At 60.1% G+C, this 23,254-nt stretch carries 25 protein-coding genes; 15 read left to right on the plus strand and 10 right to left on the minus strand.

Features of this window, described 5'->3' with window-relative positions:
• Positions 1 to 27 precede the first annotated feature (27 nt).
• Positions 28 to 315 (minus strand): PTS sugar transporter subunit IIB, encoded by a 288-nt coding sequence (locus G5168_RS19620; protein ID WP_227341728.1) that lies wholly within the window; start codon positions 313 to 315, stop codon positions 28 to 30.
• 35 nt (positions 316 to 350) lie between these two features.
• Positions 351 to 794 carry a PTS sugar transporter subunit IIA gene (locus G5168_RS19625; RefSeq protein ID WP_005356016.1) on the minus strand — a complete coding sequence of 148 codons (444 nt, stop codon included), beginning with the start codon at positions 792 to 794 and terminating at the stop codon, positions 351 to 353.
• 251 nt (positions 795 to 1,045) lie between these two features.
• Between G5168_RS19625 and G5168_RS19630 the strand changes: the two genes are divergently transcribed.
• The 4 genes from G5168_RS19630 to G5168_RS19645 all read left to right on the plus strand — a co-directional run bounded on the left by G5168_RS19630 (position 1,046) and on the right by G5168_RS19645 (position 3,763).
• Positions 1,046 to 2,068, plus strand: a complete 1,023-nt coding sequence (locus G5168_RS19630) for a LacI family DNA-binding transcriptional regulator (RefSeq protein WP_101531026.1) — start codon at positions 1,046 to 1,048, stop codon at positions 2,066 to 2,068.
• 32 nt (positions 2,069 to 2,100) lie between these two features.
• Positions 2,101 to 3,081 carry an MDR family oxidoreductase gene (locus G5168_RS19635; RefSeq protein ID WP_216949851.1) on the plus strand — a complete coding sequence of 327 codons (981 nt, stop codon included), beginning with the start codon at positions 2,101 to 2,103 and terminating at the stop codon, positions 3,079 to 3,081.
• A 74-nt stretch (positions 3,082 to 3,155) separates the two neighbouring features.
• The gene (locus G5168_RS19640) at positions 3,156 to 3,293 is read left to right on the plus strand and encodes a hypothetical protein (protein ID WP_216952376.1); all 138 of its coding nucleotides are present in this window, start codon (positions 3,156 to 3,158) and stop codon (positions 3,291 to 3,293) included.
• 137 nt (positions 3,294 to 3,430) lie between these two features.
• Entirely contained in the window at positions 3,431 to 3,763 is a 333-nt protein-coding gene (locus G5168_RS19645; RefSeq protein WP_216952374.1) for a DUF2799 domain-containing protein, read from the plus strand.
• Positions 3,764 to 3,781: 18 nt separating this feature from the next.
• Here the strand turns inward: G5168_RS19645 and G5168_RS19650 are convergent, their stop codons facing one another.
• Both G5168_RS19650 and G5168_RS19655 read right to left on the minus strand, forming a co-directional pair.
• Positions 3,782 to 3,946 (minus strand): hypothetical protein, encoded by a 165-nt coding sequence (locus G5168_RS19650; protein ID WP_098971330.1) that lies wholly within the window; start codon positions 3,944 to 3,946, stop codon positions 3,782 to 3,784.
• A gap of 112 nt (positions 3,947 to 4,058) precedes the next feature.
• Positions 4,059 to 4,499 (minus strand): flagellar basal body-associated FliL family protein, encoded by a 441-nt coding sequence (locus G5168_RS19655; RefSeq protein ID WP_216952370.1) that lies wholly within the window; start codon positions 4,497 to 4,499, stop codon positions 4,059 to 4,061.
• A 145-nt stretch (positions 4,500 to 4,644) separates the two neighbouring features.
• Between G5168_RS19655 and G5168_RS19660 the strand changes: the two genes are divergently transcribed.
• Positions 4,645 to 5,181 carry a chorismate--pyruvate lyase family protein gene (locus G5168_RS19660; protein WP_005339534.1) on the plus strand — a complete coding sequence of 179 codons (537 nt, stop codon included), beginning with the start codon at positions 4,645 to 4,647 and terminating at the stop codon, positions 5,179 to 5,181.
• Positions 5,178 to 6,047, plus strand: coding sequence for a 4-hydroxybenzoate octaprenyltransferase (gene ubiA, locus G5168_RS19665; protein ID WP_216952367.1), 870 nt, complete (start codon positions 5,178 to 5,180; stop codon positions 6,045 to 6,047). The genes G5168_RS19660 and ubiA overlap by 4 nt, the downstream gene beginning before the upstream one ends.
• 69 nt (positions 6,048 to 6,116) lie before the next feature.
• On the opposite strand, the gene plsB is transcribed toward ubiA, so the two are convergent.
• On the minus strand, positions 6,117 to 8,540 hold the full coding sequence (plsB, locus tag G5168_RS19670; protein ID WP_421223719.1) for a glycerol-3-phosphate 1-O-acyltransferase PlsB: 2,424 nt from the start codon (positions 8,538 to 8,540) through the stop codon (positions 6,117 to 6,119).
• 204 nt (positions 8,541 to 8,744) lie between these two features.
• On the opposite strand from plsB, the gene lexA reads away from it, so the two are divergent.
• The 4 genes from lexA (at position 8,745) to dinF (ending at position 12,269) form a co-directional block, all read left to right on the plus strand.
• Positions 8,745 to 9,368: a transcriptional repressor LexA gene (gene lexA / locus G5168_RS19675; protein ID WP_005339540.1), complete on the plus strand. Its 624-nt coding sequence runs from the start codon at positions 8,745 to 8,747 to the stop codon at positions 9,366 to 9,368.
• A gap of 484 nt (positions 9,369 to 9,852) precedes the next feature.
• A complete protein-coding gene (locus tag G5168_RS19680) occupies positions 9,853 to 10,068 on the plus strand; it encodes a hypothetical protein (RefSeq protein WP_019446524.1) in 216 nt (71 codons plus the stop codon).
• A gap of 210 nt (positions 10,069 to 10,278) precedes the next feature.
• Positions 10,279 to 10,905: an SCO family protein gene (locus G5168_RS19685; RefSeq protein ID WP_158114375.1), complete on the plus strand. Its 627-nt coding sequence runs from the start codon at positions 10,279 to 10,281 to the stop codon at positions 10,903 to 10,905.
• Positions 10,906 to 10,907: 2 nt separating this feature from the next.
• Positions 10,908 to 12,269 carry an MATE family efflux transporter DinF gene (dinF, locus tag G5168_RS19690; RefSeq protein WP_227341730.1) on the plus strand — a complete coding sequence of 454 codons (1,362 nt, stop codon included), beginning with the start codon at positions 10,908 to 10,910 and terminating at the stop codon, positions 12,267 to 12,269.
• A gap of 13 nt (positions 12,270 to 12,282) precedes the next feature.
• On the opposite strand, the gene trmL is transcribed toward dinF, so the two are convergent.
• The 3 genes from trmL to G5168_RS19705 all read right to left on the minus strand — a co-directional run bounded on the left by trmL (position 12,283) and on the right by G5168_RS19705 (position 14,869).
• Positions 12,283 to 12,747 carry a tRNA (uridine(34)/cytosine(34)/5-carboxymethylaminomethyluridine(34)-2'-O)-methyltransferase TrmL gene (gene trmL / locus G5168_RS19695; RefSeq protein ID WP_181270096.1) on the minus strand — a complete coding sequence of 155 codons (465 nt, stop codon included), beginning with the start codon at positions 12,745 to 12,747 and terminating at the stop codon, positions 12,283 to 12,285.
• Positions 12,748 to 12,821: 74 nt separating this feature from the next.
• A complete protein-coding gene (locus G5168_RS19700) occupies positions 12,822 to 14,192 on the minus strand; it encodes an ATP-binding protein (RefSeq protein ID WP_408082979.1) in 1,371 nt (456 codons plus the stop codon).
• Positions 14,174 to 14,869 (minus strand): response regulator, encoded by a 696-nt coding sequence (locus tag G5168_RS19705; protein WP_227341731.1) that lies wholly within the window; start codon positions 14,867 to 14,869, stop codon positions 14,174 to 14,176. Before G5168_RS19705 ends, G5168_RS19700 begins: the two co-directional genes overlap by 19 nt.
• An 85-nt stretch (positions 14,870 to 14,954) precedes the next feature.
• Here G5168_RS19705 and G5168_RS19710 point away from each other — a divergent pair, with 85 nt between their 5' ends.
• The 4 genes from G5168_RS19710 to G5168_RS19725 all read left to right on the plus strand — a co-directional run bounded on the left by G5168_RS19710 (position 14,955) and on the right by G5168_RS19725 (position 18,411).
• The gene (locus G5168_RS19710) at positions 14,955 to 15,866 is read left to right on the plus strand and encodes a cation diffusion facilitator family transporter (RefSeq protein ID WP_227341732.1); all 912 of its coding nucleotides are present in this window, start codon (positions 14,955 to 14,957) and stop codon (positions 15,864 to 15,866) included.
• An 8-nt stretch (positions 15,867 to 15,874) separates the two neighbouring features.
• On the plus strand, positions 15,875 to 16,654 hold the full coding sequence (gene cysE, locus G5168_RS19715) for a serine O-acetyltransferase (RefSeq protein ID WP_005339552.1): 780 nt from the start codon (positions 15,875 to 15,877) through the stop codon (positions 16,652 to 16,654).
• A 20-nt stretch (positions 16,655 to 16,674) separates the two neighbouring features.
• Positions 16,675 to 17,955 carry a hypothetical protein gene (locus G5168_RS19720; protein WP_227341733.1) on the plus strand — a complete coding sequence of 427 codons (1,281 nt, stop codon included), beginning with the start codon at positions 16,675 to 16,677 and terminating at the stop codon, positions 17,953 to 17,955.
• 246 nt (positions 17,956 to 18,201) lie between these two features.
• Positions 18,202 to 18,411, plus strand: a complete 210-nt coding sequence (locus G5168_RS19725; RefSeq protein ID WP_005342050.1) for a cell division protein ZapB — start codon at positions 18,202 to 18,204, stop codon at positions 18,409 to 18,411.
• A gap of 77 nt (positions 18,412 to 18,488) precedes the next feature.
• Here the strand turns inward: G5168_RS19725 and elbB are convergent, their stop codons facing one another.
• Entirely contained in the window at positions 18,489 to 19,139 is a 651-nt protein-coding gene (gene elbB, locus G5168_RS19730; protein ID WP_227341734.1) for an isoprenoid biosynthesis glyoxalase ElbB, read from the minus strand.
• A 400-nt stretch (positions 19,140 to 19,539) separates the two neighbouring features.
• Here elbB and polA point away from each other — a divergent pair, with 400 nt between their 5' ends.
• The gene (gene polA / locus G5168_RS19735) at positions 19,540 to 22,305 is read left to right on the plus strand and encodes a DNA polymerase I (RefSeq protein WP_421173177.1); all 2,766 of its coding nucleotides are present in this window, start codon (positions 19,540 to 19,542) and stop codon (positions 22,303 to 22,305) included.
• A 90-nt stretch (positions 22,306 to 22,395) separates the two neighbouring features.
• Here the strand turns inward: polA and G5168_RS19740 are convergent, their stop codons facing one another.
• Positions 22,396 to 22,935: a gamma carbonic anhydrase family protein gene (locus G5168_RS19740; RefSeq protein WP_227341736.1), complete on the minus strand. Its 540-nt coding sequence runs from the start codon at positions 22,933 to 22,935 to the stop codon at positions 22,396 to 22,398.
• Between the last annotated feature and the right edge of the window lie 319 nt (positions 22,936 to 23,254).

The following is a 23,254-nucleotide window of genomic DNA, read 5'->3' on the forward strand; positions in this document are numbered from 1 at the left end:
GCGGCCCGCAGGCCGCATGGAGGATCCTTAGAGGGCGCCCAGTTCGCGCAGGGCGGTGGCGAGCTTCTCTTTCATCGCGGCCTTGTCGACCATGTTGTCGAGGGCCACCAGACGGCTGTTGACCCCCATGGATTGGAGCTGCTCGGCGATGTCACGGGTGGCGACAAAGATCTCGGCAGTTTCGCTGCCGGCGGAGGCCAGATCGCGATGATCCACTTCGGCGGTGACTGCCAGCTCTTTCAGGATGCTCTTGATGCTCATCTCCATCATCAGGCTGGTGCCCAGACCGTGACCGCATACAACCAGAATTTTCATTGTCTCTTCCTCTGTCAGGTGCGCCTTGGCGCAGATTAGTAGCGCGCCAGAATGCGCAAGATGTCGTCTTTGGTGTCGGCCGCAATGATGGCCGCCACGTCCTCTTCATTCATAAACAGCTCGGCCAGCTGGGCGATGGTCTCCACGTGGGAGTTGCTGTCGCTGGCGGCCAGGGTGATCAGCAGCCGGATCGGGTCGTTGCCCTCGGAGTCGAAGTTGACCCCCTGCTTGATGACGGTCAGCCCCAGACCCAACCGGTTGACGCCGTCTTCGGGACGAGCGTGGGGCATAGCCAGACCGGGGCCCAGCACGTAGTAGGGGCCGAGCTCTTCATGGGAGCGAAACAGCGCCGCCACGTAGGAGGGTTCGATGGTGCCATTGGCCAGCAGGGGCGCCGTCGCCAGCTCGATGGCGTGACGCCAGTCGCGGGCTGCGGGTTCGATGCGGATGACATCCTCGGTCAGCAGTTGAGTCAGCATGGTGGTGATCCGGCTAGTTAAGATGGCGCCAATCTATCGATCTTGCGGTGGTGAAACTGTGAGGGTGATCGCGAAAGTTAGCGCTATCAGATAGCGCTAACATCAAACTGTGATAGCGCTATCACTTCACCCATTAACGGGAGTCATCTTGCCCCCGTGATCCGGGAAAGAGGGTAGAATCGGCCCTGAGCAAATGGTCAGTGGCGCTCTTTTGCCTTAAAGTGAGCAGCCGCAAGTCGAGGATGGGATGGATGTCAGAAGCAAAGAAGCGCCGTAGCACGGGTCGGGTGACCCTCAACGATGTGGCCCAGCTGGCCGGTGTGGGGGCCATGACGGTTTCCCGTGCCCTGCGCACGCCGGAGATGGTCTCCGACAGGATGCGCGAGCGCATCGAAGCTGCGGTGGAAGAGCTCGGCTATATCCCCAATCGGGCCGCCGGGGCGCTGGCCTCTGCGACTTCCCAGACTATCGTAGTGATCGTCCCGAGTCTGGCGGAAGCTGGCTGTGGCGAGATGATCGCGGGCCTGCAACAGACCCTGCTCGAGGAGGGTTACCAGATCATGCTGGGGGATGCCCAGCATCTGAAACAGCAGGAAGAGAGCCTGCTGACCAGCTTTTTGCAGCACAATCCGGCGGCGGTTGTGCTGTTTGGTGGCGATCCCGGCGAGACGATCCGTACCCGCCTGAAAGCCTCCCGCCTGCCGGTGGTGGAAGTGGGTGCTATGGCCCGCAGCCCCATCGACATGAATGTGGGAGTCTCCAACTTCGATGCCGGTTATCAGCTCACCCACCACCTGATCGAGCGGGGCTACCGCAATATCGGTTTTCTCTGTGCCCGTCAGGAGCAGTGGATGCTGCAACAGCGGATGCAGGGCTGGCAGAAGGCGCTGCTCGACAACTACCTCTCCCCCGATGCCATCATCAACACCTCTGAGCGGCCCAGTTTCAGCACCGGCGCCACCATGCTGGGTGAATTTCTGCTGCGCTGGCCCGAGCTGGACGCGCTGATCTGCGTCAACGATGAACTGGCGGCCGGGGTGCTGTTCGAGTGCCAGCGCCGCCATTTGAATGTGCCGGGCAAACTCGCCATCGCCGGATTTGACGATCTGGATGTGGCGCGCGCCTGTTATCCGACCCTTACTTCGGTCAGGATCCCCTATCGCAAAATGGGGCAGGAGGCTGCCGAGCTGATCCTGCGCCAACTGGCCGGGGAGCCCGTGATGGGCACTGCGCTGGCTCTCGATTTTCAACTGCAAAAGCGTCAAAGCAGCTGATCCCCGTTTCACACGTCATCAAAGAGGCAACCATGTTCAAGGCTCTGTTACTGGAAAACCAAGACGGCAAGACTGTACCGACTCTGACCCGGCTGGCCGAGAGCCAGTTGCCGGAAGGTGAAGTGCGGGTAGCGGTCGCTTACAGCTCCATCAACTACAAGGACGGGCTGGCCATTACCGGCAAGGGCAAGATAGTGCGCCAGTGGCCGCTGGTGCCCGGTATCGACTTCGCCGGTACCGTGCTCGAATCTGCCGACAGCCGCTATCAGCCCGGCGACAAGGTGGTGCTGACCGGTTGGGGTGTGGGCGAAGGCCACTGGGGCGGCATGGCCGAACAGGCGCGGGTCAAGGGGGACTGGCTGGTGCCGTTGCCCGCCGGGCTGGATGAACGGCAGGCCATGTGCATCGGTACCGCCGGTCTCACCGCCATGCTCTGCGTGCTGGCACTGGAAGAGGCGGGTATTACTCCGGAAAGCGGCGAGGTGCTGGTCACCGGCGCAGCAGGCGGCGTGGGGGCCACCTCGGTCGCCCTGCTGGCGGCCCTTGGCTATCAGGTGGCGGCGCTGACCGGTCGTCCCGAAGAGCAGGGCGCCATGCTCACTGCGCTGGGTGCCAGCCGCATCGTGCCGCGTAGCGAGCTGCTGGTGCCCGCCAAACCGCTGGAGAAGCAGCTGTGGGCCGGTGCCATCGATACCGTCGGCAGTCAGGTGCTGGCCAAGCTGCTGGCTCAGATGAACTATGGCGGCGCCGTGGCGGCCTGCGGGCTGGCGGGTGGCTTCGATCTGCCTACCAGTGTGATGCCCTTCATCCTGCGCAACGTGCGGTTGCAGGGGGTCGATTCGGTGATGTGCCCGTTTGAACGTCGTCAACTGGCATGGCAGCGACTGGCACGGGATCTTCCCGCCAGCTTCTTTGAACAGGCGGTTACCGAGATTGGGCTGGAGCAGGTAGTGGAGGCCGCCGAGGCCATTACGCAAGGCCAGATCGCCGGTCGCACTCTGGTCAAACTTTGAACTCTCTCTGACTGGCGAGCCCGACAATTCCGGATAAAATTGGAGTGCGGGTGAACTATCCAAGGAGAGTGAAGATGGGTGGACACAAGCCGGATTACGACTCCTCTGATGATGATTGGGAGCCGGATTCCTGGGAAGAAGAGCTGGATCAGTGGGAAGAAGAAGGCTGGCAGGACGATGATCCCTTCGATGACCCCTTCAACAACCCGTGATCCATAGCATTGAATGAACAGGCGGGCATTGTGCCCGCCTGATTTTTTTGGTGCGCTCACAGGGTGGATGCAAGTTGCTTGTGGTCATCCCCTGGCTGGTCAAGAATGAACAGCTCAAACGACACTCAAGGATGACTATGCGACTTTCCATCATATTGCTGGCGGCCCTGCTGGGGGGCTGTGTCTCCAACGATGACCCTTGCGAGAAGGTGTGGAGCGAAGTGGGGGAGGCTGACGGCAAGCTGGGCTTCACCACCGAACGGGTTGAGTTCCATCAGGGCCAGTGTGGCAAGAAGGTGGATACCGAGCTGTGGAAGCAGGGACATCAGAAGGGATTGGCATGGTATTGCCGCCCCGAGCATCTCTATCTGGCTGGCCGCTCAGGCGAGGAGTATCGCGGTGTCTGCCCGAACGATACCCAGGCGCGCAGATTGTTCGAGCAGGGACGACAGGGTTGGACCGATCAATAGTGCACTGACCGTGAGGGGTTACTCCTCTTTCAAGCGGAGTGGCTGGCAGAGGTAACCCTTGTCATTGGCGCTGCGGGCGCACTTGCCGCAGACGAATTTCGGCTTGCGAACAATTTTGCGCAACGCTTTGAGATCAGTGGGGATCTCGTGGCGACGCCACTCACACAGGGTCTTGCTGCCCATAACGACTACCTCTAAGACTCGACGGCCGTATTGTAATCGATTTTCATTTCGAGTGAATCGGTAAAGCTCGCTTATTGGCCGTTATGCCAATAAGCGATTGTTTCGGGAGGGATTACTGGTAAAGGAACTTGGTGAAGATAAGCTCGCGCACCGCTTTCTTGCCAGTCTCTTTGACCAGCAGTTCGTTGACCTTGGTTTCGCACTCCTTGCGCAACTCTTCACGGCTGACCAGGGATTTGATCTGCTCGGCGCTCTTGCTGCCCATCAAACGAATGATGGTATCTCGGATGAGCGGGTCATGCTGCTCCAGCAGCTTGAGGTCGGCTTCGTTTTCCGCCATTAGCTCCACCGTGACTCGGACATAACCGAGGGTTTTGCCGTTGCTCAGGTAGTTGGTGATGATGTCGGGGTCGAGCGCGTGGTAGGAAAAGCCCGGCTTGGCGGCTGCGGCTGCTTCTTCTCCCTCTGCGGGCGGCTCTTCTTCGGATGAGGCTTGTACATGCAGCGCACCACAGCTCAGTAACAACACCAGCAGAATTTTGAAGATCTTCATATAGATGGCTCATCAGCAAGAGATAACCCATTTTTGATGTTGCCATCGGGGCCGTCAAGCACGGATGTTCTTACATTTCGCTATTGATTTACGGATAATAAACCGGATTTTAACCTGAACACGGAAATCTCTGGATGGTGAAGCTGTGAAGTCCGAGTTGACTGTTCCTCTCACGCCGTTAAGCGGGTGGCTGGCCCCCGAATGTTGTGAATTGCCCGCCAGCTTGCGCCCCTGGCTGCTGGAGCCCGGCTCCATGACCCGGCGGCTGCGTCAGCACAATCGCCACTTTTCGGTGGAGTGGCTGGGCAATCACCCGGTCGCCCTTACTGCCGATGAGCAGTGGCTGGTGGATTCGGCCTCTCCGGCCGGTACCTGCCGCGAGGTGATCCTGCACGGGGATCGTGGGCCCGCCGTGCTGGGCTGGACCCTGTTTGCCGATGACGCATTGCAAGGGAGCGGCATTGCCGAGCTTGGCGAGCAGCCGCTGGGTGAGCGGGTATTTGGCCATGAGCCTGCCCGCCGCGATCATCTGCAGTTGGCCCGTTTCGATATTGCCGCCAATCCCCGTTGCCCGGCCGCCACTGTCTGGGGGCGTCGTTCCCGTCTGTTTCTGGGGCAGTGGCCACTGCTGGTGCACGAGCTGTTTCTGCCCTCTCTCGTCTGTGACAAGGAGCTGGAGTGAATCTGTTAACCAAGGAGCGGGGACTTGCCTACATGCAGTTGGCCCGCGTCGACAAACCCATAGGCACTCTGCTGCTGCTGTGGCCAACCCTGTGGGCGCTCTGGCTGGCCGCTGGTGGCCTGCCCAATCTCTGGGTGCTGGCCGTGTTTGTGGTCGGCGTCTTTCTGATGCGCTCGGCAGGGTGCGTGATCAACGATTATGCGGATCGCAACTTCGATGGCCACGTCAAGCGCACCGCCGGTCGCCCCTTGCCCACGGGCAGAGTCAAACCGTGGGAAGTGCTGGCGCTCTTCTTCGTGCTGGCGCTTATTTCGTTTGGTCTGGTGCTGACCATGAATCCGCTCACCATCGGTCTGTCGTTTGTCGCCCTGCTGCTGGCGGTGAGCTACCCCTTCATGAAGCGCTTTATCTCCAATCCCCAGCTGGTGCTCGGGATGGCCTTCTCCTGGTCGATCCCGATGGCCTATGCGGCGCAGGCGGATGCCCTGCCGCTGGTGGCCTGGTTGCTCTTCTTCGCCAACCTGCTCTGGACCGTGGCTTACGACACCCAGTATGCCATGGTGGATCGGGATGACGACCTCAAGATCGGCCTCAAATCCAGCGCCATCCTGTTTGGTCGTTACGACAAACGGATCATCGGCGCATTGCAACTCTCGACTCTGCTGCTGCTGCTGGCGGTCGGGCAGCTGATGACGCTGGGGGGCTGGTATTACTGGGGATTGCTGGGGGCGGCGGTGCTGTTTGTCTATCAGCAGCGGCTTATTCGCGAGCGGCAGCGGGAAGCCTGCTTCCAGGCGTTTCTCAACAACAACTATGTGGGGGCGCTGGTGTTTGCCGGTCTGGTGCTCGATTACCTGCTGGCGTGACATGTTCCCACGCAGACTCCGATAAAAATGAAGGCCGCATCATGCGGCCTTCTTTGTTTGCGTTGCAGATTAGAGCTGATTGCCTGCCTGAATGGTGCGGCGGATCTTGTTGCTCAGCAGCGGCACTATGTTGTCGGCCAGCGCCTGGAAGCGGCCGAGATCCGGCTTGCACTCGGGAGAGAGGTAGCCCTCCTTGCGCAGTGTGTGGATCAGGGTGCTGAACAGCTTCTGGTCGAAGAACTCGGGGGCGTTGATGCCGTGCAGGGTGCCGAGGCGCTCTGCCATCATCAGGCCGTCCGCCTCCAGCTGCTCCGCCTCGATATGGGGTTGGGCCAGCACCCGGGTCAGCACGATGGCGTAGCGTTGCAGGGTCTCCTGAATGCTCTCCGCCAGCAGCAGCAGGCGCATCTGGTTGGCCGGATTGACCCAGTAGCCGTCATCGCGGGTCTCGATCAGTTGCTGGGTCTGCAGGGCGTCTAGCAGGCTGTCAACCAGCGCCGGCAGATCCTCCTCTTCATAACGCAGGAACAGCTCGGTCTTGAGCAGCGGATAGATGTCGATGCAACGGGCCATGATCTCGCTGCGGGAGATCCCTTCGCACCGTTCGATCAATGCCGCCACCAGAGAGGGCATGGCGAACAGGTGGAGGATGTTGTTGCGGTAGTAGGTCAGCAGGATCGCCTGATAGCGGTCGAGACTGATGATCTGCCCCAGCTTGTCCTCGCTCACCTCGAACTTGTTGAGCTCCATCGCCTGATCCAGCAGGGTCTTGGCATCCTCATCCGGAATGGTGCTCTGCGGGCTGTAGGGCACCGCCTTGAGCAGATCCAGATAGGTGTTGAGCTGGGCCTGCAATTCGTCGCGGGTCAGGGCGTGGCGCTCGGCGGCCAGCAGCGCCAGCGCACTCAGGGTCAGGCCGTTGACCGCGGCAGCGCCGTTGATGCGGGTCATCAGCAGTTCGGCCAGATTGTTGACGGTGCCCGCCATCCACTCCGGACGCTCCTCTTCCCCTATGTGCTTTTTCCAGTCGGGGATGTGTTCGCTCAGGTAGCTGTTGAGGGTCAGCGGCTCGCCGAAGTTGACGAAACCACGGCCGTAGTTGCGCAGCTTGCGCAGGATGCCGAGCACCTGCAGGAAGCTCTCTTTCTCCTTGCGGCTGCCCTTGAGCTCGTTGTGGTAGGTGTTCACCTCCATCACGTGCTCGTAGCCCAGATAGACCGGCACCAGAGTGACCGGCCTGTCCAGCCCGCGCATCATTGCCTGCAGGGTCATCGCCAGCATGCCGGTCTTGGGCGGTAGCAGACGGCCGGTACGGGAGCGACCACCCTCGGTGAAGAATTCCACCGAGTACCCCTTGGCAAACAGCAGGTTGAGGTATTCACGAAATACCGTGCTGTAGAGCGGGTTGCCCTTGAAGGTGCGGCGAATGAAGAAGGCGCCGCCGTGGCGGAAGATGGGGCCCGCCGGCCAGAAGTTGAGGTTGATGCCTGCCGCGATATGGGGTGGCACCATCCCCTGGTGGTAGATGACGTAGGAGAGCAGCAGGTAGTCCATGTGGCTGCGGTGGCAGGGAACGTAGACGATCTCGTGCCCTTCCTGCGCCAGCTGGCGTACCTTCTCGGCGCCATTGACCGACAAACCGCGGTAGAGCTTGTTCCACAGCCAGCCGAGGAAGCTCTCACCCAGGCGGATCAGCCGGTAAGAGAAGTTGGAGGCGATTTCGTCCATGTAGCCATGGGCACGCTTTTGCGCCTTCTCGAGGCTGATCCCCTCGCGCTGGGCCTCCTCTTCAATCGCCTGCTGGATCACCGCGGAGTCGAGCAACTGCTTGAACAGCAGGTTGCGGTTCGGCAGTTTCGGGCCGGTGGCAGCCAGCTGCTGACGGCTGAAGTGGGTACGGGCCACTCGCGCCAGCTTGTGGGCGATCGCCTCGTCGGTGCCGTGCTTGTTGGCCATGTAGCGCAGGGAGAGCGGCGGCGAGAAGCGCACCAGATTTTCGCGACCCTTGAGGATCACGATGAGCGCCTTCTTCAGCCGGTTCGGCGCCAGGCTGCTGATGATGTTGAGGCCGGAGGCTTCTTCGCCTTCCCGACCCGGAGCTCGGCCCCAGAACAGGGTGACGGGCACCACCTGGATATCCAGCTCGGGATCCTGCTTGTGCAGATCCAGCAGCTGGTGGAACTCCTGCAGGAAGGGGAGCGGTTTGCTGCGTTTGCCAAACAGGGGAGGCGGACGATCCAGACAGACATAGCGCGGCAGCAGCTGGCCGTTAAGTTCCAGCGGCGTGAAGGGGCCGGGCAGACCGAGATCCTCGCAGCACTGCTGCAGGGTCATCAGGTCGGTGATCGAACTGGTTTTCAGGGCATAGACGATGGGTCTGGCCGGATCCAGATTGAGTTCTGTGATGGGATTTTCCGGCAGGCTCTTGTGATTGACCAAGCCGCTGACCGGCCATTGCAAGATGGCTCTGGAAATCTTCTGTCCTAGGGACATGTGCGTCTGCTCTCCAAAAAAATGCGGCGTGAGCATAGCAAATCGACAGCCCCTTGTCGCCGAGAGGTACGATGAGTCGGCTGCGCAGGATCAAAACAGCAGTAAATGAGGGGTTGGTTGCGACAAATGTCAGCTGCGCCTTGCCTTGGCCACTGCACTGTATATACTGCCAGTGTGCTGTATAAAAAGACAGGTGCCAATTCTATGAAACCCCTTACCCCCCGCCAGGCCGAAGTGCTGGAGCTGATCAAGGTGAACATGAGTGAGACCGGTATGCCGCCGACTCGTGCCGAGATTGCCCAGAAGCTTGGTTTCAAGTCGGCCAATGCGGCCGAAGAACATCTGAAGGCCCTGGCCAAAAAAGGGGTCATCGAGATCATGCCGGGCACGTCCCGCGGCATTCGCCTGTTGCTCGAAGAGGAAGAGGTGCTGGAAGAGAGCGGCTTGCCGCTCATCGGCAAGGTGGCCGCCGGTGAACCCATCCTGGCTCAGGAGCATATCGAGAGCCACTATCAGGTTGATCCCGCCCTGTTCCATCCGCGCGCAGATTTTCTGCTGCGGGTACAGGGGATGAGCATGAAGAACATCGGTATTCTGGATGGCGATCTGCTGGCGGTGCACAAGACCCAGGAGGTGCGCAACGGTCAGGTGGTAGTGGCCCGTCTCGATGAGGATGTCACCGTCAAGCGCTTCCAGCGCAAGGGCAGTCAGGTATGGCTGCTACCGGAAAATGAAGAGCTCTCCCCCATCGAGGTGGACCTCTCCTGCCAGCAGCTCACCATCGAAGGGCTGGCGGTCGGGGTGATCCGCAACGCCGACTGGATGTAATCCTCCCCGCCAACTGCGTTTGCCACACGGCCTCCTTCGGGAGGCCGTGCTGTTTCTGGCGCACTTTCCCTGTCATATCAAACAGATCATCGGCGGCGGCATTTTTGTCCTGCGCGACCGGCTACCAATCATCCATTTCAGATATATGCTCAGATCAGTGCCCTGTCGCCGAGACAGGGCTTGGCACCTCCCTCTGACCATCACAATGCATCGGTACGGAAGGGCCGGTAACAACGAGAATAGGGCAGTACACCTTCACGGGATATGAAGGGGGAGTGGGGAGATCCCGAGCCTTGTCGGGCAAAGGGAACCACTCGTAATGGTTGCAGATAGTCGTGACGGGCCTGTTCCCAGTTCAGGCCGACGAAGCAACATGACCTGTCGGTCAAGGAGGACTGGTATGGCATCAAGATCGCCATGGGATTCAGAGGCTGGGGCTGCGCCAGCGGAATCGTCAATCACCCGTTTCGTCAAAGGTAGCCGGATGACCTGGTTTTACGGTCTCTGGCTGCACCATCGTGGTTCGCACTGGACGCTCTGGCTGGGATGTCCGAAAGAGAAGGTGGTACGTCTGGTGTTGCTGTTCAAGCGTGGTCACGGTGATCGCCAGGGGGAAGAGGGCTGGCTGGCCCCCGTGATTCCCATCGGCGTGCGGGCCATCGGCAAGATGTTGCAGCAGGGGCGTAACGCTCGCCCCTGAGCAGAAGAGACAAACAAATCCATCCATAACCGGCACCCGAGGGGGCCGGTTTTTTTATGGCCGCAACTGGCGATTAATTATGCCAAATGGTCGACTCCTGACAGGGCATTGCACAAGGTTGAACCACCTTGGCGGCTCGCTGGGGTACAATGCCCCTCTCTTGTCCGGTCACTGCTGGCCATCTGCCTCGAACTGAAAGGGTCTCTTGTTATGATGAAGCTCCGCTATCCCCTGCTCTTTCTGCTGCTGACAGCCTGCCTGATCCTGGTGTTCTACGCCACGCAGCCAGAGCAGCCGGAACAGGCCGACTACTATCCGGCGGGGCGGGACATCAACGATTTTGTCTTTACCGATGCGGACAACCAGCCGTTCACCCCTGCCAACTTGAAGGGGCACTGGACTTTCCTGTTCGTCGGCTACACCTTCTGCCCCGATATCTGCCCCACCACCCTGGCAGATATGCGCTCCGTCTATGACCAGCTGAAGAAGATGGCGCCCGACAGTCAGGTGGTGTTTATCTCGGCGGATCCCCAGCGTGACGACATTCCCCGTCTCAAGACCTATACCGCCTTCTTTAATCCCGAATTCAAGGCGGCCACTGCCCCCCACGACAAGCTGTTCCCGTTCGTGCGCAATCTGGGGCTGATCTACTCCATCGCCAATCAGGGGGAGAAGGATTACCTGATCGATCACTCCGCCTCCATCGTGCTCATCAATCCCAAGGGCAAGCTGCAGGCGGTATTCCGCCCGCAGGTGGCGCCGGGTCAGGTGCCCCGGGTGCAGATGGCCACCATGCTCTCTGACTTCGCCCGCATTCTGAAGCTGGCAGGCCACTGAGCGTGACCCCAGCTGTTGCCCCCTGGTGGCGAGATCCCTCTCGCCACCGCGCCGTCTTTGCGCTCGCACTGCCCATGGTTTTCTCCAATATCACCACCCCCTTGCTGGGGCTGGTGGACACCTGGGTGATCGGTCATCTCGGTCAGGCCTGGTTTCTGGGGGGCGTTTCGGTCGGTGCAACCCTGATCAACCTCATTTTCTGGCTGCTCGGCTTTTTGCGGATGTCGACCACCGGCCTGACGGCGCAGGCGCACGGCGCCGCCGATGGTCGTGCCCAGCTCGATACCCTGCTGCGGGCGCTGGGGCTGGCCATTGCTCTCGGTCTGGCGCTGCTGTTGTTGCTCTTCCCCCTGTTGCCACGACTGATCGCCCTGAGTGGCGGCTCGCCCGAGGTGCAGCTTTATGCGGGCCAATATGTGGCGGTGCGGATCTGGAGCGCCCCGGCGGCGCTCTGCAATCTGGTGGTCATGGGCTGGCTGTTGGGGATGCAGGATGCCCGCAGCCCCATGGTAATGTTGATCCTCACCAATCTGGTCAATATGGCGCTCGATGCTCTGTTTGTGCTGGGGCTCGGCTGGCAGGTGCGGGGTGTGGCGGCGGCCTCGGTCATGGCGGACTACTGCGCGCTGGCGGTCGGGATCTGGCTGGTACGCCGTCAGCTGCGGCAACTGGCGCCGACGGTGTGGCAGGATGGCTGGCAGCGCTGGCGGCAGCTTGCGCCCATGGTGCGGTTGCTCGGCCTCAACCGCGATATCTTTCTGCGCTCCCTCTGTTTGCAGCTCTGTTTCGCCTTCATGACTCTGCAAGGGGCACGACTGGGGGATGTGGCGGTGGCCGCCAATGCGGTGCTGCTCAACTTCCTGATGCTTATCTCCTACGGACTCGATGGTTTTGCCTATGCGGTGGAGGCCATGGTAGGACGAGCCATCGGTCAGCGGGATCGGCAGAAACTGCGGGAGGCCATCGTGCTCAATCTGGGCTGGGCCGCCCTCATTGCCAGTGGTTTTACCCTGGTGTTTGCCCTCTTTGGTAGCCACCTTATCGGCTATATCACCGACATTCCGGCCGTGGTGGCGGAGGCAAATCGTCAGCTTCCCTGGCTGATCGCCATGCCCTTGCTGGCGGTCTGGTGCTTCCTGCTGGATGGCGTATTTATCGGGGCGACCCGGGCGCGGGAGATGCGCAACAGCATGTTGCTGGCCGCGTTTGGCGGCTTCTTCCCGATCTGGTGGCTCTGTCAGTCGTGGGGCGTGGCCGCGTTATGGGCGGCGATGGCGGCGCTGATGGTGGGGCGCGGTCTGTCGCTGGGGGTCACTTGCTGGCGGCTGGAGCGCAGCGGGCATCTGCTCGACGCCCGCCACTGATCATCGGTGGCGCTTACATGGTACCGTCGTAGCCGAGCTGGCGCCAGCTCTCGTAGACAAAGACAGACACCGCGTTGGAGAGGTTCATGCTGCGGCTCTGGGGCACCATAGGGATGCGCAGCCGCTGCTCGAATGGCAGACTCTCGATGATCTCGATGGGCAGGCCGCGACTCTCCGGGCCAAACAGCAGGGCGTCGCCAAGGGCATATTGTGCTGCCGAGTGCGCGGTGCGCCCCTTGGTGGTGCAGGCAAATACCCGCTTGGGCGCCACGGCGGCCAGAAAGGCCTCATAGCTCGGCCAGCGCTTCACCTCGGCAAACTCGTGATAGTCGAGTCCCGCCCGCTTTACCCGCTTGTCATCCCACTCAAATCCCAGCGGCTCGATCAGATGGAGCCGGTAACCGGTATTGGCGCAGAGCCGGATGATATTGCCGGTGTTGGGCGGAATTTCCGGCTGGTAGAGGACGATATCGAGCATGACGAGCTCCTGCAAAGAGATGTAAAGCCAAGAAGGGGCGCCAGCATACCCAGCGCCCGTCCGGATGAAAAGGATCAGGCGATGGGCAAGCGGATGGTGATGGTTAGCCCAGTCGGGTGATTGTTGCTGGCCGCAATGGTGCCGCCGTGGCGCTGGATCGCCTCCGAGGCGATGGCCAGCCCCAGCCCGGTGCCGCCAGTCTTGGCGTTGCGGGCGTCATCGACCCGGAAGAAGGGCTGGAACAGCAGCGCCTGCTGCTCGTCTGGCACCCCTGGGCCGTCATCCCGAATGGTCATCACCCACTCCAGTCCCTCCCGATACCAGTCCACCTTGATGAACTCGCGGGCATATTTGAGGGCGTTGCGCAGGGGGTTCTCCACGGCCCGGGCCAGCAGCTCGGGCCACATCTGGATCGACTCTGCGGGCAGCGGCGGCAGTCTGAGCTGTTTGCCACTCTGATTCGCTTCGAACATGGCATCTTCGAGGATGGGTTCCAGCAGGTCGGCCAGCGGATGTACCACCGGCGCCTCCACATGCTGCTGCACTCGCGACAGATCCAGCAGATCGCCGATCAGCTTGTCCAGCCGTCCGATCTCCGATTCGATCCGCGCCAGCTCGGCGCTGTCACCCTGCTTGCGGCGGATCAGCGCCTGCGCCAGTTGCATCCGGGTGAGGGGGCTGCGCAGCTCGTGGGAGATATCGGAAAGCAGCTGTTTCTGCTTCTGGATCATGCTCTTGAGTGTCTCCACCATGCGGCTGACGTTATCCGCCAGCTGACCGATCTCGTCGCCCCGTCCCAGGTTGGGGATCTGTACCTCCAGATTGCCAGCCGCCAGTTGGGAGACCGACTTCTGCAACTGCAGGATGGGGCGGGTCAGCCGCCAGGCGAGCAGCAGGCAGAGCGGGGTGCTGACCAGCATTGATATGCCCAGAATGCGGATCGGGTGATCCAGCACCTGTATGAACAGGAACAGGTAGGGGTTCTCGGCATTGAGGCCGAAATAGACGTGATAGCGATGGCCGCGGTGCTCCATCAGGAAGGGACCAGCGATCGCCTTGCGATCCTCGTTGCCCAGCATGGGGTTGGCCGGGTCATCGGCGTCCACCATAAAGCGCACCACAAACTTGCGCGGATGGGTGGTGGACTGGATCTGCCCCCTCTCGTCGCGCAGGTAGACATTGTCCACCGGGAGCATGGCGATCTTGTCCATCGTTTTGGCCAGATCGAAATCCTGATTCGGATCGGCAGCGTTGAGCAGGGCCTGCACATTTTTCTGCATTCGCACCGCCTCATGGGTCGGCAGCGGGATCTGGTTGCGAGGATCCAGAGTGGGCAGGCTGATCACGGCGGCCAGCATCACCAGCAGCATGAACCAGAACCAGAGGAAGATGTGGGTCGATATGCCGTTGAGGGAGCTGGTACTCTTTATTCTTGCTCTAGCCACAGGTAACCGCGCCCCCGTACGGTTTTGAAGCGGGGCTGGCCATCACTGCGGTCCGGCAGCTTCTTGCGCAGGTTGCTCAGGTGCATGTCGATGGCCCGATCGAAGGGCTCCAGCTTCTTGCCAAGCACCTGTTCGGAGAGGTGGCTCTTGCTGACAATCTGGCCGGGATTGCGCAGCAGGCACTCCAGCAGCCCGAATTCGGTGGCGGTCAGCTCCAGCAGTTGTACGCCGCAGCGGGCCTGCTGCAGGCCGGGTTGCAGCACGATATCCATGAAGTGCACTTCGTCGGAGGAGCTGCCACGCTGGGGCGGGGCACTCTGGGTACGACGCAGGATGGCGCGAACCCGGGCCAGCAGCTCCCGATCGTCGAACGGCTTGGCCAGATAGTCGTCGGCACCCGCTTCCAGACCGTTAACCCGATCCTGGCTGTCGCCACGAGCGGTCAACATCAGCACCGGGGTTTCATGGGTCTTGCGCAGCTTGGTCAGCATGGCAAAGCCGTTGAGCTTGGGCATCATCACATCCAGCAACACCAGATCGAAGCTCTGCTCCGCCAGCCGTTGCAGCCCCTCTTCACCATCCTCGGCGACCGTGACCTGAAATCCCTCCAGGGTCAGAATTTCGGTGAGCAGCTGGGTCAATTCAAGATCGTCGTCGACCAGGAGTATTCTGTTCATCGGGTGTTATTCCGCAGATTTTCGCGCCAAACTGACGCCGGGGTCAGGGTATAATAAGTTTTTCATCGCCAGAGGAAAGCCGGTTTTGAGCCATCAACAATATTCCCGTTGGGTTACCTTTGCCAGCATGGCGGCGGTTACCACTGCAACCTTGCTGATCACCGGCAAGCTGATCGCCTGGCTGATGACAGACTCGTCGACCCTGCTGGCGTCGCTCACCGACTCCTTCATGGATGTGAGTGCCTCCATCATCAACCTGCTGGCCATTCGCTATGCGCTGGCCCCCGCCGATGATGAACACCGCTTCGGTCACGGCAAGGCGGAGTCTCTGGCGGGGCTGATCCAGTCGGCCTTTATCTCCGGTTCCGCATTGCTGCTGGTGATGCACGGCATCTCCTCCCTGCTCAAACAGGCACCTATTGAACGGTTAGAGGCGGGTCTCTGGGTTAGTGGCGGTTCCATTGTGCTGACCCTGCTGCTGGTCAGTTTCCAGAGTTTCGTTATTCGCAAGACCAACAGCGTGGCCATCAAGGCGGACATGTTGCACTACCGCTCCGATCTGCTGCTCAACGCCGGTGTCTTGCTGGCGCTGGTGCTGGCGGGGCAGGGGTGGTACTGGGCTGACGGCCTGTTTGCCATCCTGATCGGGTTGTTCCTGTTGTGGGGGGCGGGACATATCGGCTACGAGTCGGTGCAGGCCCTGCTCGATCGTCAGTTGCCAGCGGAAGAACAAGCGAGAATAATGGCCCTCTGCTGCGCCGTCGAAGGGGTACACGGCGTACATGACCTGCGCACCCGTCAATCCGGGCCGACCCGATTCGTACAGTTGCATCTGGAACTGGATGATCAGATCCCCCTGGTCAAGGCCCATCAGATCGCCGATGAAGCCGAGCTGGCGGTTCGCCAGGCATTCGAGCGGATGGATGTCATCATCCACATGGACCCCATCTCGGTGCTGACAAAAGAACAACAGAGCCCTCACCCAGAACAACAGTAGGCTGCAACATGGATGAACTGGTTGCCAAAACTTGGCACAAAATTCAGCAAGAAGCGGAGTGCATGGCGGCCCAGGAGCCGATGCTGGCCAGCTTCTTCCACTCCACCATTCTCAATCACAAGAATCTGCGTTCGGCGCTGAGCTTCCAGCTGGCCAACAAACTCGACAGCGCCACCATGCCCGCCATCGCCCTGCGCGAGGTGATCGAGCTGGCCCTGCGCAGCGAGCCCGAGCTGCTGACGGTAGTGGCGGCCGACATCTGCGCCGTGCAGGAGCGCGATCCTGCGGTCGACCTCTTCTCCACCCCGCTGCTCTACCTCAAGGGGTTCCATGCCCTGCAGGGGTATCGGGTCGCCAACTGGCTGTGGCGTCAGGGGCGCCGCTCGCTGGCTCTTTATCTGCAGAACCAGATCTCGGTGGTGTTCGGGGTGGATGTGCACCCGGCCGCCCGCATCGGCAAGGGCATCATGTTTGACCATGCCACCGGCATAGTGGTCGGCGAGACGGCGGTGATTGAAGATGATGTCTCCATCCTGCAGAGCGTTACCCTCGGTGGTACCGGCAAGGAGAGCGGCGATCGCCACCCCAAGATCCGCGAAGGGGTGATGATAGGGGCGGGCGCCAAGGTGCTCGGCAATATCGAAGTGGGCGTGGGTGCCAAAATCGGCGCCGGCAGCGTGGTGATCAACCCGGTGCCACCTCATACCACGGTTGCTGGCGTACCCGCCAAGATCGTCGGCCGTCCGGAGTGCGACAAGCCTTCACTGGATATGGATCAGTGTCTCTGATCTCCTGACCGGAGGCGTCGATGGCCAAACGCTGGTCGGGTTATCTGATTTTGGGGATGTGGCTGCTCAACCTGCTTCATCTCTATCTGGGTCTCTCCCCCTGGCCCGCGGCCATTGCAGCCTGGGGGGCGTCACTGCTCACCTGGCCCTGGCTGGTAGGGGCCGCCAGGCGGCAGGCGCTGGCCCTGTATAGTGCCGCCCTGCTGCTGTTGATCTTCTCCTGGTGGCAGGGCGCGACCCTCATTGCCGGTGACTGGCTGCTGCCCAATATCAATATGCTCACCATGTTTGCCGCGGTGAGCACCCTCAACCTTGCCACTTCCGGCTTGCTGACCGGCACCACCTCCTGGACCGGGCGCAAGGGGCTGTGGAGCACCATGGCCAGCCTCAATCTGCTGGGGGCGGTCATCAATCTCTCGGTGCTCTTTATCATCGGCGATCGGCTGGAGCGTAATGGCACCCTGGAGCGGCGTCAGGTGATGGTGCTGAGCCGGATCTTCTGTGCCGCCGCCTTCTGGTCACCCTTCTTTGTCGCCATGGCGGTGGCGCTCACCTATGCGCCGGGCTTGCAGCTCTCCCATATTCTGCCGTTCGGGATCCTCGCCGCCTTGCTGGCGATGGGGCTGACTGCCTGGCAGGTGGAGAGGATCGGAGTGGCCGACTTTGCCGGTTATCCGCTGCGGTTGCAGACACTGGGGTTGCCAGTCACGCTGGCGTTGCTGGTACTGCTCATCAAGCAGATCTGGCCCCAGCTCGGCATTCTGGCGGTGATCGCACTGGTGGCCCCGCTGCTGGCGCTGCTCTTTATGCCGAGGACAGGGCGCAAGGCGGCCCTCAAGCGGCAGGTGGTGGAGCGTTTCCCCGCCATCGGCGGTCAGCTGGTGCTGTTTCTGGGGGCCGGTTTGTTGGCGGCAGGCATCAACAGTGCGCTGTCGGTCATCGATTTCGGTGCCGGTCACGGCCTGCCGCTGTTCAATCACTTTGGCTGGCTGGAGGCATCCCTCACTCTGCTGCTGATCCTGCTGGTGGCCATCGTCGGGGTGCATCCGCTCATCAGTATCTCCGGGCTGGCGCCACTGCTCTGGCCGCTGGCGCCGGATCCCAGCCTGCTCGGTATGTGTTTCCTGCTGGGATGGGGGCTTGCCACCGGCACCAGTCCGCTCTCCGGATCCAATCTGGCGCTGGCCTCCCGTTACAACCTCAGTGCCGGGCTGATCCTGCGCTGGAACCTGCTTTACGGCCTGCTGATGTATGTGGTCGCCTGTCTGTTGCTGGGGGCTTATATCGCCTTGCATGGATAGCGACCGTGCCATCAGGATGGCATCAATGATGCGTTGGTAGCGGCGCTTTTTAGGTACGGTTTAGAGTGTTGTCGCGGCTCTGGCGCAGGATGCGAGAAAAATAGACGCATATTTAGACAATACATCTATGGAAGGCGCATTTTACAGCGCACTGGCTTGTTTGTGCCGATAGGCTCGGGGTATGCTGGCTCCACGCGCTTGAATCGCCCTCTGTGGGGCATCGCAATTGAACAAACAGGTATGCATATGTCACTAGAAGTCCTTGAGCAACTCGAATCCAAAGTACAATCCGCTGTCGACAACATCTCCCTGCTGAAGATGGAGCTGGACGAGCTGAAAGAACAGAACAGCAAGCTGCAAGACGAGAACCATCAGCTGCGTAACGAGCACGCTGCATGGCAGGAGCGTCTGCGTGCCCTGCTGGGTAAAATGGATCAGATGGGCGAAACCATCTAATTCATCGCCTTCAGGCAGAATTGAAAACGGGCCGCTCTATGAGCGGCCCGTCTATTTTTGTTTTGGCGGGATGGGAATTACAGCGCCAGCAGTTGTTTGACTGTCTTCTCGATGCCGTCCGCGGCTTCGACTATGTTGTTGGCCAGCATGTAGGCGGGGGTGGAGATCACCTTGCGCTCCTGATCCACCACAAACTCGTTGACCGGGCAGTTGAGATGGCTGCCACCCATCTCCTCGATGGCGTTGGCGGTACCCTCGTCATGGCCGATGGTCGCCAGCGTTCCAGCACCATATATCAGCGGGATCATGGCGGGCGCGATGCAGATATAGGCGGCCGGTTTATTGGCTTTGGCAAAGCTCTGGCACGCTTTCAGCACATCGGGCTGGATCTGGCATTCGGCGCCCCTGATTGCGAAGTCGCACAGGTTTTTGGCAGCGCCAAAGCCACCGGGCACCAGCAGGGCGTCATAATCTACCGCATCCAGCTCGGCCACATCCTTGATCTGGCCACGGCAGATGCGGGCCGCTTCGACCAACACGTTGCGGCTCTCTCCCTTGCTCACTTCACCGGTCAGGTGGTTGATGACATGGAGCTGCGCCACGTTCGGGGCGAAGCACTGGACGGCGGCTCCCTGACGGGCCAGCGCCAGCAGGCTGATGACGGCCTCATGGATTTCGGCTCCGTCAAAGACACCGCAGCCACTCAAAATCACGGCCACTTTTTTCATGGCAAACTCCTCGTTGTTGAAAATGTGAGCCAAGATGGATTGTTGTACTTTTGTATGGTTATCGCTCGCCATCTGCTGGTCAAGTCATCTTGCTGTGCTAGGATTGTTTCGTTTTGGATCCTGCCGTACCTACTCCCTTAAATCTTTTTCCACATTGATCGAGATCATTCTAACTGTCTTGCGATCGGTTTTTGCGATCTCAATATATTGTTTTTAATGGTTTTTTATATTCTTATGCACAGCTTTGTCACTGTGCACTCTGATGCACTCCATTTTTGAACACAGAGTTATCCACAGGCTGAGTCCATTTATCAGGCGTTGTGTACTGTTGCTACGCCCCTTGGTGTGAGGGGGGGCCTGTGGCATCCTAGCGGCTGTTTATCTCTGGCAGGACGATTTCATGGCCCCTAGCAACCCCCTTATTCTGGTCGACGGCTCCTCTTATCTTTACCGCGCCTTCTTCGCCTCCCAGCAGGCCGATCTGCGCACATCGACCGGTTTGCCAAGCGGCGCCGTCCGTGTCATGGCCAACATGATGCGCAGCCTGCGCAAGCAATATCCTGACTGTCATGTGGCCGTGGTGTTTGATGCCAAGGGCAAGACCTTCCGCGATGACATCTATCCCGAGTACAAGGCGACCCGTGCCAGCATGCCGGACGATCTGCGCAGCCAGGTCGCGCCTATCCACCAGATGATCAAGGCGATGGGCTTCCCCTTCCTGATGGTGGAGGGGGTGGAGGCTGACGACGTGATCGGCACCCTGGCCCGCCAGGCGACCGAGAAGCAGCTGCCGGTACTGATCAGCACAGGTGACAAGGATATGGCACAGCTGGTCTCCGACCATGTCACCCTGATCGACACCATGAAAGATGTGAAGACCGATAGGGAAGGGGTGATCGAGAAGTTTGGCGTACCGCCCGAGCTCATCATCGACTATCTGGCTCTGATGGGGGACAAGGTCGACAACATTCCCGGCATGACCGGCGTCGGTGAAAAGACTGCACTGGCCCTGTTGCAGGGGATTGGCAGCATCGACGAGATTGCCGCCAACCTCGACAAGGTAGCTGCGCTCGGCTTCCGTGGCTCCAAGGCGTTCGCCGACAAGTTTCGCGAGCAGGAGGAGCAGGTTCGCCTCTCCTATCGACTGGCGACCATCAAGACCGATGTCGAGCTGGAACAGAGTCTGGAAGAGCTGTTGCTCAAGCCGGTCGACAAGGAGTCCCTGCTGGCGGTCTATCGCGAATACGAGCTGCGCAACCTGATCAAGGAGCTGGAATCCGGTGGTGAAGAGGGCAGCGAGAGCGCCGGACAAGACGAGGCTGGCGATGAGAGCGCCGCTCCGGTTGCCGCCATCGAAACCGACTACCGCTGCATTCTGGACGAAGCCGAGTTTGACGGCTGGCTGGAACAGCTGAAAGCGGCACCGTTGTTTGCCTTTGATACCGAAACCACCAGTCTCGACTATATGGAGGCGCGGATCGTCGGCGTCTCCTTCGCGGTTGAGCCGGGCAAGGCTGCTTATGTGCCGTTTGGCCATGACTATCTGGGGGCACCGTTACAGCTGAGCGAGGCTGTGGTGTTGGGCAAGCTCAAACCGCTGCTGGAAGATCCGACCCGTCTCAAGGTGGGGCAGAATCTCAAGTACGATCGCAACGTGCTGCTCAACCACGACATCGACCTGCAGGGCATTGCCTACGACACCATGCTCGAATCCTATGTGCTCAACTCCACCGCCAGTCGTCACGATATGGATTCGCTGGCCAAGCGTTACCTCGGGGTCGAGACCACCTCGTTTGAAGATATCGCCGGCAAGGGAGTGAAACAGCTCACCTTTAACCAGATCGAGCTGGAGCAGGCCGCTCCCTATGCGGCGGAAGATGCCGATATCACCCTGCGTCTACACCAGACCCTGTGGGGTCAGCTGGAGGCCGTGCCGGGTCTCGCCAAGGTATTCAGCGAGATCGAGCTGCCGCTGTTACCTGTACTGGCGCGGATGGAGTTGCTCGGTACCACCATCGATCCCAAGCTGCTGCACCAGCAGAGCCAGGAGATCGAAGTGCGTCTGGCGGAGCTGGAGAAGCAGGCCCACGAGCTGGCCGAACAGGAGTTCAACCTCTCCTCACCCAAGCAGCTTGGGGAGATCCTCTTCACCAAGCTGGGGCTGCCGATCATCAAAAAGACCCCCAAGGGGGCGCCATCCACTGCGGAAGAGGTGCTGGCCGAGCTGGCGGAGACCTATGAGCTGCCGCGCCTCCTGATGGAGCACCGTGGGTTGGCCAAACTGAAGTCCACCTACACCGACAAGCTGCCGCTGATGATCAAGCCGCAGACCGGACGGGTACACACCTCCTATCATCAGGCGGTGGCGGCGACCGGTCGGCTCTCCTCCACCGATCCCAACCTGCAGAACATCCCGGTACGCAACGAACAGGGGCGCCGCATCCGGCAGGCCTTCATCCCGTGCGCCGGTTATAAGCTGGTGGCGGCGGACTACTCCCAGATCGAGCTGCGTATCATGGCGCACCTCTCCGGTGACAAGGGGCTGCTGACCGCCTTTGCCGAGGGCAAGGATATCCACAAGGCGACTGCCGCCGAGGTGTTTGGTGTAGCGCTTGATGCGGTGACCAGTGACATGCGCCGCAGTGCCAAGGCGATCAACTTCGGTCTCATCTACGGCATGAGTGCCTTTGGTCTGGCCAAGCAGTTGGGTATCGGCCGTGCCGAGGCGCAGAAGTACATGGATCTCTACTTCGAGCGCTATCCGGGCGTACTGGAGTATATGGAGCGCACCCGTCAGCAGGCGGAGGCCCAGGGTTATGTCGAAACCCTGTTTGGCCGTCGTTTATATCTACCGGATATCAAGTCCCGCAACGCCGGTCTGCGCAAGGCTGCCGAACGGGCAGCCATCAACGCGCCCATGCAGGGTACGGCTGCCGATATCATCAAGCGCGCCATGATCAACGTGGACAGCTGGATCCGCGGGATAGAAGATGAGTCGATCCGCATGCTGATGCAGGTACACGATGAACTGGTGTTCGAGATCCGCGAAGAGAAGCTGGAGGAGTACATCGCCATCATCAAGGAGAAGATGTCAGCCGCAGCCGAACTGGATGTGCCGCTGGTGGTGGAAGCGGGCACCGGCGACAACTGGGATCAGGCCCACTGATTTCCAGCCAGCCTTTCTGAGCTGCTATATAGCTATATAAGAAGCGAAGCCCGGCATCATGCCGGGCTTCTTGTTTATGGTGGCGGGGTGTCAGGCTTCTTGCAGATACTCGTCCTTGAGCAGCACATAATTGTCGGCCGAGGTTTTGAGGAAGGCGATCTCGGCAGGTTTAAGTGGGCGAGCCTGTTTGACGGGATTACCTATATATAGAAAGCCTGACTCGAGTCGCTTGCCCGGCGGCACCAGACTGCCAGCTCCGATCATCACATCATCTTCAACCACGACGCCATCAAGCAGAATGGCTCCCATACCGACCAATACCCGGTTGCCGATGGTACAGCCGTGCAGCATCGCCTTATGGCCGACCGTGACATCTTCACCGATCAGCAGTGGATAGCCGGTCGGATTGCTGGCGCTCTTGCGGGTCAGGTGCAGCACAGTGCCGTCCTGAATGTTGCTGCGGGCACCGATACAGATATGATTCACATCCCCCCGTGCCGCCACCATGGGCCAGATACTGGTATCGTCACCCAGCTCGATATCGCCCACCAGGGTGGCGCAGGGGTCTACATATACCCGTTTGCCCAATTGCGGGCGTTGTCCTTTGTAGGGTCTCAGTCGCAAGTCCATCTTTGCCTCCTTGTTTTCGGCCATTCTAACAACCTGGAGACTGTTTCTGTGGATAAGTTTGTATAAAAGCTGTGGTTGGAGATGAATAACTAAAAAAGTGCCCTTTTTTGCAATTTTATTGCAGGAGAGGGGTTGCCAGAACGAATTCACTCCCTATAATGCGCCTCCATCGACAGGGCAAGCGGCAACGCAGAAAGCCAAGTCGATAACCTCGAAAAGCCTTTGAAAATAAGGCTTGACTCGAGAAGGCGGTTGAGTAGAATTCCACTCCCGCAGCAACACACTGTTGCGTCGCTCTTTAACAATTTGAATCAAGCAA

It is taken from the genome of Aeromonas sp. 600724, assembly GCF_049175135.1.
Classification (GTDB): domain Bacteria; phylum Pseudomonadota; class Gammaproteobacteria; order Enterobacterales; family Aeromonadaceae; genus Aeromonas; species Aeromonas veronii_A.